Origin of the sequence: Lactobacillus ultunensis DSM 16047 (genome assembly GCF_001436305.1) — a bacterium.
Lineage (GTDB): Bacteria > Bacillota > Bacilli > Lactobacillales > Lactobacillaceae > Lactobacillus > Lactobacillus ultunensis.
In genome coordinates this window covers 1-211 of sequence record NZ_AZFO01000104.1, presented here as the reverse complement: position 1 = coordinate 211, position 211 = coordinate 1, and the positions used below count along the sequence as shown (strand labels likewise).

1 pseudogene is annotated in these 211 nt (G+C 41.2%); it reads right to left on the bottom strand.

The annotated features are described in order from the left end of the window. Positions 1 to 211, bottom strand: a pseudogene (locus FC57_RS10540) (IS110 family RNA-guided transposase); the annotation flags it as partial.

Genomic DNA, 211 nt, shown 5'->3' with positions numbered 1-211 from the left:
TCAACTTCTACGCTGTCGCAGGAGACAACCGGATAAGCTTTATTAGCCAAGTCAATTAACTTATCTGCAGTCTTTTGTGCATGCTTAAAGCCGATGCCTTTTAATTGCATTAGCCAATTAATGATCTGCTTTTTGCCATCTTTTCTCACCAGATCGCAGTGAGGATAATGGAAGACTATTTGCCAGTAGTTCTTGCCTTTGGCAGAGCAAA